Raw genomic sequence first — 6,478 nt, forward strand, 5'->3', positions numbered from 1 at the left:
CGGGGTAGGAGATAAATGGCTGCCGTTCGTTCAGAGGTTGCGGTCCTTTCGGCCGTGCTCGCGTTGTGCACTGCGATGAGCAGCCCGGCTCTTGCGCAGAAGAAATACGACAGCGGCGCTTCCGATACCGAGATCAAGATCGGCAACATCATGCCCTATAGCGGCCCGGCCTCCGCCTATGCCGCGATCGGCAAGACCGAGGAGGCCTACTTCAACAAGATCAATGCCGAGGGCGGCATCAACGGCCGCAAGATCAGGTTCATCTCCTATGACGACGGCTATTCGCCGCCGAAGACGGTGGAGCAGGCGCGCAAGCTGGTCGAGAGCGACGAGGTGCTGCTGATCTTCGGCTCGCTCGGCACCTCCACCAACGGCGCCATCCGCAAATACATGAACGAGAAGAAGGTGCCGCAATTGTTCGTGGCGAGCGGCGCCTCGAAGTGGAACGATCCCAAGCAATATCCTTGGACCATGGGCTGGCAGCCGAGCTACGTCAGCGAGGCGCGGATCTATGCCAAGTACATCATGAAGGAGAAGCCGGACGCCAGGATCGCCGTGCTCTACCAGAACGACGATTTCGGCAAGGACTATCTGAAGGGATTGAAGGACGGCCTCGGCGCCAGGGCGTCGATGATCGTGCTCGCGGACAGCTACGAGACCTCGGAGCCGGCGGTCGACGAGCACGTCGTGAAGCTGAAGGCCGCCGGCGCCGACGTCCTCATCAGCATCACCACCCCGAAATTCGCGGCGCAGGCGATCAAGAAGGCTGCCGAGATCAACTGGCATCCGATGCACATCATCTCCAACGTCTCGGCCTCGGTCAGCGGCGTGATCGAGCCGGCGGGCCTCGAGATCTCGCAGGGCATCCTGTCGGCGAGCTACATCAAGGACGGCTCCGACCCGCAATGGAATGCCGATGCCGGCATGAAGAAGTTCTACAATTTCCTCGCCCAGTATGATCCCAAGGCCAACAAGCTCGATGCCGGCGTGGTGTTCGGCTATGCCGCCGCGCAGACCATGGTGAAGGTGCTGCAGATGTGCGGCGACGACCTCACCCGCGAGAACGTCATGAGGCAGGCGGCAAGTCTCAAGGATTTCGCGCCCGATACGCTCTTGCCCGGCATCAGGATCAACACCGCGCCGGACAATTTTGCTCCGATCGAGCAGCTCCAGATGATGCGGTTCAAGGGCAGAAAATGGGAGCCGTTCGGCGACATCATCTCGAGCGAGATAGGTCATTGAGCTGACTCAACTAAAAATCGACACTCGCTCGTTAAGCAACTCAAGACAGTCGCGCTGTCTCGCAGTCGCACACCAAGGCTGCGGTCTCCAGGCCGGTTAATGGCTACTAAAGGAGCAGCCCCTGCGACGCCGTCGCAGGGGCTTTCTGTTGAAGGCGCAGGACAAATCGTATTCAATTGCGGGCAGCGTCGCCAAAAACAATCAAGACAAGAAAAGGGGCGCACACACCAAGAAAATAGGGAGATAGGAATGCCCGCTGTCACCGGCAAACTTGCGGCCGCGTCACTGGCGCTTGCGCTCATTGCGGCCTCGGCCACCACTGCATCGGCCCAGAAGAAATACGATACCGGCGCGACCGATACCGAGATCAAGATCGGCAACATCATGCCCTACAGCGGACCGGCCTCCGCCTACGGCATCATCGGGCGGACCGAAGCCGCCTATTTCAAGAAGATCAACGACGAAGGCGGCATCAACGGCCGCAAGATCAATTACATCAGCTATGACGATGCCTATTCGCCGCCGAAGACGGTGGAGCAGGCGCGCAAGCTGGTCGAGAGCGACGAGGTGCTGTTCATCTTCAACTCGCTCGGCACGCCGCCGAACTCGGCGATCCACAAATACATGAACTCGAAGAAGGTGCCGCAGCTGTTCGTCGCCACCGGCGCCACCAAGTGGAACGATCCGCAGGCCTTCCCGTGGACCATGGGCTGGCAGCCCAACTACCAGAGCGAGACGCAGATCTACGCGAAGTGGCTCCTGAAGAACAAGCCGGACGCTAAGATCGCGGTGCTGTTCCAGAACGACGATTACGGCAAGGACTATCTCAAGGGCCTGAAGGACGGCCTGGGCGCCAAGGCCGCCTCGATGATCATCATCGAAGAGAGCTATGAGACCTCGGAGCCGACCATCGACAACCATATCGTCAAGCTGAAGTCGACCGGCGCCGACGTCTTCATGAACATCACGACGCCGAAATTCGCAGCGCAGGCGATCAAGAAGAACGCCGAGATCGGCTGGAAGCCGCTGCACTTCCTCAACAACGTCTCGGCCTCCGTCGGCAGCGTGATGAAGCCGGCCGGCTTCGAGAACGGCCAGGACATCATCTCGGCCGATTATCTGAAGGACGTGTCGGATCCCGCGTGGAACAACGATCCCGGCATGAAGGAGTTTTTGGCGTTCATGGCCAAATACTTCCCCGACGGCGACAAGCTCGATAAGGGCACCATCGTCGGCTATGCCGTGGCACAGACGCTGGTCCAGGTGCTGAAGCAGTGCGGCGACAATCTCACGCGCGAGAACGTCATGAAGCAGGCGGCGAACCTGAAGGACTTCCGCACCGAGGCGCTGCTGCCGGGCGTGAAGATCAACACCTCGCCGACCGATTTCGCGCCGATCAGCCAGCTTCAGCTCGAGAAGTTCAAGGGCGAGAAGTGGGAGCTGTTCGGCGACGTGATCAGCGCCGACGTCGGCGGCTAGCCGCCTGACGGACGCGACAACGGAAAACCCCCTGCGCGGGTCTCGCAGGGGGTTTTTGCTTGTGCAGCGATTATGATCACGCGATTGCACAATCGAATGATGGTAAAGCCCGCTTACGCTTTGGCGCATGATGCGGTAGGCAGGAGACTGGCGCGCTTGCCGCCAGTCTCTTCAGTCTGCTCAAGGCCATCGTCATGACCGACCGACGTCCCCTGCTCCGCGCGCTCTACGACGCCGCCGTTGCCGCCGCCCATCCGAGCACGATTCTGGCGCCGCATCTGCGGCCCGCGCCCAAAGGACGCGTGATTTGTCTTGCCGCCGGCAAGGGCGCGGGCGCGATGGCCGCGGCCGCGGAGCGGCATTATCTCGACACGCTCAAGCTCGCGCCGGAGCGGCTGGTCGGCATCGCCACCACCCGTCACGGCTACGGCTTGCCGACGCGCCGCATCCGCGTCGTCGAGGCCGGCCATCCCGTGCCTGATGAAGCCGGCCTGAAGGGCGCGGCCGATACGCTCGCGCTCGCGGGCGAGGCCGGCCCGGACGATCTGCTCCTGGTGCTGCTCACCGGCGGCGGCTCRGCGAACTGGATCGCGCCGGCGGACGGCATCAGCTTCGCGCAGAAGCAGGCGGTCAACAAGGCGCTGCTGCGCTCCGGCGCGCCGATCGGCGAGATGAACACGGTGCGCAAGCATCTGTCGCGGATCAAGGGCGGGCGGCTGGCGCGCGCCGGCAAGAATGCCGCCGAGATCGTCACGCTCGCGATCTCCGACGTGCCGCATGACGACCCGTCCGCGATCGCCTCCGGCCCCACCGTGCCGGACCCGACCACGCTGGCGGATGCGCGGGCGATCGTGGCGAAGTACAGGCTCGACATCGACGATGCCGTGCGCCGCGCGCTCGACGACGAGCGCAACGAAAGCGCCAAGCCGGGCGAAGCCGCCTTTGCGCGCGCGCAGTTCGAGCTGATCGCGCGGCCGAAGCAATCGCTCGACGCCGCGGTGAAGCTCGCGCGCGACGCCGGCTACGAGACCATCGATCTCGGCGCCGATCTCGAGGGCGAGGCGCGCGAGGTCGCCGCCGATCACGCCGGGCTCGCGCTTCAGGCGCGCGCGCAGGGCAAGCGTATCGCTATCCTCTCCGGCGGCGAGCTCACGGTGACCGTGCGCGGCAATGGGCGCGGTGGTCCGAACCAGGAATACGCGCTGGCGCTCGCGGACCTGCTGAAGGACACGGCCGGCATTTCAGCGCTTGCCGGCGATACCGACGGCGCCGACGGCGGCGCCGGCAACCCCACCGACCCCGCCGGCGCGCTGATCGACGCGGCGACGTTCGCGAAGATGACGGCGCAGGGGCTGGTGCCGCAGGCCTATCTCGACAACAACGACGCGACGACGTTCTTCGAGGCGACGGGTGATTTGCTGCAGCCCGGCCCGACGCTGACCAACGTGAACGACATCCGGGTGATTTTGGTGGATTGAGGCGCCTGCCCAGGTCTCACTGTCATTCCCCGCGCCCCGGCTACGCCAAGGCTTCGCCGAGGTTGAGGTCCAGGGGCGGCGAAGCTTTAGCGTAGGCGGCAGGCGGGGAATCCAGTACGCCGCGGCCTATCGATTCAATCACAACCGTCTCGGAGTACTGGATCGCCCGCCCCAGTGCGCAATTGCGCACAAGGCGGGCGATGACAGCGGAGGGTGTGGATTAGGCTTGCCACAAGCCGGCTTGCCGAGCGGCCCGACAGCCGGGCCTCAAAACTCGTTGGCGATCTTCGACAGCATCGCGATCAGGGCTTCGCGGTTGGTTTGCCCGAGCAAATCGTTCAGCCGCGACTCGTGCTTGGTGGCGACGAGCTTCTTGGCCCGGGTCAGCACGGCCTTGCCCTTGTCGGTCAGCACCAGGATGTGCGAGCGGCGGTCGTTGGTGGAGCGGATCCGCGTGCAAAGGTCGCGGCTCTCGAGATTGTCGAGCATGGCCACGAAGTTCGGGCGCAGGATGCCCAGCGTCGAAGCGATCTCGGTCTGATTGCGCCCCGGATTCTTCTCGACCAGCAGCAGCACGGAGAACTGCGCCGGCGTGAGCTGGAGCGAGGCCATGCAGCGCAGGAAATTCTCGAATACCTTGAGCTGCGCCCGCTTCAGCACATAGCCGAGCTGCTCGGAGAGCTCGCCGAGCTGGAGGGCTTCAGGCAGGGCCTCGGCCGCGTCCTTGCGGCCCTTGGCCGCGTCGGCGGGTTTTTCGGAGGTTTTGGAAACGGTCATCGCCTCGTGCTCGCAATCCCGTTAAGTTCGGGAGGGTCGTTCGCCACCCTTGAGATTATATTTGATAATTGTTATGGACCATATCAAATATCGTCAGCGTTTTTCAATGGCTGTAGTCGGACCATCCACCGCAATCGGGGGACGGGTCCGGATCTTGAGGGGGAGCGTCCGGTCTTGAACACCACCATCATGCTGTTCCTGCTGCAGGACGGCATCACCAATGGCGCGATCTATGCGCTGCTCGGCCTGGCGCTGGTGCTGGTGTTCGCCGTCACCCGTGTCATCCTGATCCCGCAGGGCGAATTCGTCACCTATGGCGCGCTGACCTATGCCTCCCTGGCCGCCGGCCAGATGCCGGGCACGGCCAAGCTTGCGCTTGCCATGGGCATCGGCGCCTTCGCCTTCGACCTGTTCGTGGCGCGCAAGGCGCTGCATGCGCGGCTGGTCCTGCGCGCCTTCCTCACCAACATCGTGCTGCCGGCGATCGTGCTGGCGGTGACGCTGTATTTCGCCGGCCAGAAGCCGCCGGTGGCGATCTGCATCGCATTGTCGCTGGTGATCGTGGCGATGATCGGCCTGTTTCTCTACCGGATCGCGTTCCAGCCGCTGGCGCACACCTCCGTGCTGGTGCTGCTGATCGCATCGGTGGGCGTCCATCTGGCGCTTCAGGGGCTCGGCCTCCTGTTCTTCGGCGCCGAAGGCCAGCGCGGCCCTGCCGTGTTGTCCGGCGCCTTCACCGCGGGCTCGCTGCGCTTCACCGGCCAGAGCATCACGGTCTACGGCATCACCATCGCCTTCATCGTCGGCCTGTGGCTGTTCTTCGGCCTGACGCTCTACGGCAAGGCGCTGCGCGCCACCGCCGTCAACCGGCTCGGCGCGCGGCTCGCCGGCATCCGCACCACGCTGTCGGGACAGATCGCCTTCCTGCTCGCCTCCGTCATCGGCGCGCTCTCGGGCATTCTGATCGTGCCGATGACCACGCTCTATTACGACTCGGGCTTCCTGATCGGCCTGAAAGGCTTCGTCGCCGCGATCATCGGCGGCCTCGTCAGCTATCCCCTGACGGCGGTCGCCGCACTCGTCGTCGGCATCGTCGAGGCGTTCTCGTCCTTCTATGCCTCCAACTACAAGGAAGTGATCGTTTTCATGCTCTTGATCCCCGTGCTGCTGCTGCGCTCGCTCGCCGCGCCCGCGGTCGAGGAAGAGAAGGACTGACGCCAAGATGCAGAGCCGACTTCCCATTCTCATCTTCGCGCTCGTGATGGCGGCGATCCCGTTTGTCCCCGGCATGCCGCCGTTCTGGATCGTGCTGCTCGACAATATCGGCCTCACCGCGCTGGTCGCGATGGGCCTCGTGCTGCTCACCGGCGTCGGCGGCCTCACCTCGTTCGGGCAGGCCGCCTTCGTCGGCTTCGGCGCCTACACCACGGCGGTGCTGTCGACGACCTATGGCCTGTCGCCGTGGCTGACGCTGCCGCTGTCGCTCGTGGTCAGCGGATTGC

6 protein-coding genes are annotated in these 6,478 nt (G+C 64.0%); 5 read left to right on the plus strand and 1 reads right to left on the minus strand.

What is annotated here, in order from left to right:
- Positions 1–15: 15 nt before the first annotated feature.
- The 3 genes from ACXJMY_RS23885 to ACXJMY_RS23895 all read left to right on the plus strand — a co-directional run bounded on the left by ACXJMY_RS23885 (position 16) and on the right by ACXJMY_RS23895 (position 4,199).
- On the plus strand, positions 16–1,242 hold the full coding sequence (locus tag ACXJMY_RS23885; protein ID WP_456621793.1) for an ABC transporter substrate-binding protein: 1,227 nt from the start codon (positions 16–18) through the stop codon (positions 1,240–1,242).
- A 249-nt stretch (positions 1,243–1,491) separates the two neighbouring features.
- Positions 1,492–2,721 (plus strand): ABC transporter substrate-binding protein, encoded by a 1,230-nt coding sequence (locus ACXJMY_RS23890; protein WP_456621794.1) that lies wholly within the window; start codon positions 1,492–1,494, stop codon positions 2,719–2,721.
- A gap of 194 nt (positions 2,722–2,915) precedes the next feature.
- Positions 2,916–4,199, plus strand: a complete 1,284-nt coding sequence (locus ACXJMY_RS23895; RefSeq protein ID WP_456621795.1) for a glycerate kinase type-2 family protein — start codon at positions 2,916–2,918, stop codon at positions 4,197–4,199.
- Positions 4,200–4,466: 267 nt separating this feature from the next.
- Here the strand turns inward: ACXJMY_RS23895 and ACXJMY_RS23900 are convergent, their stop codons facing one another.
- Positions 4,467–4,976: a MarR family winged helix-turn-helix transcriptional regulator gene (locus ACXJMY_RS23900; protein ID WP_456621796.1), complete on the minus strand. Its 510-nt coding sequence runs from the start codon at positions 4,974–4,976 to the stop codon at positions 4,467–4,469.
- Between the two features lie 174 nt (positions 4,977–5,150).
- Between ACXJMY_RS23900 and ACXJMY_RS23905 the strand changes: the two genes are divergently transcribed.
- Positions 5,151–6,191, plus strand: coding sequence for a branched-chain amino acid ABC transporter permease (locus ACXJMY_RS23905; protein WP_456621797.1), 1,041 nt, complete (start codon positions 5,151–5,153; stop codon positions 6,189–6,191).
- A 7-nt stretch (positions 6,192–6,198) separates the two neighbouring features.
- Positions 6,199–6,478: ABC transporter permease subunit (locus ACXJMY_RS23910; RefSeq protein WP_456621798.1), on the plus strand; the 280-nt coding region annotated here is incomplete at its 3' end.

This window comes from Bradyrhizobium sp. P5_C12 (assembly GCF_054049735.1).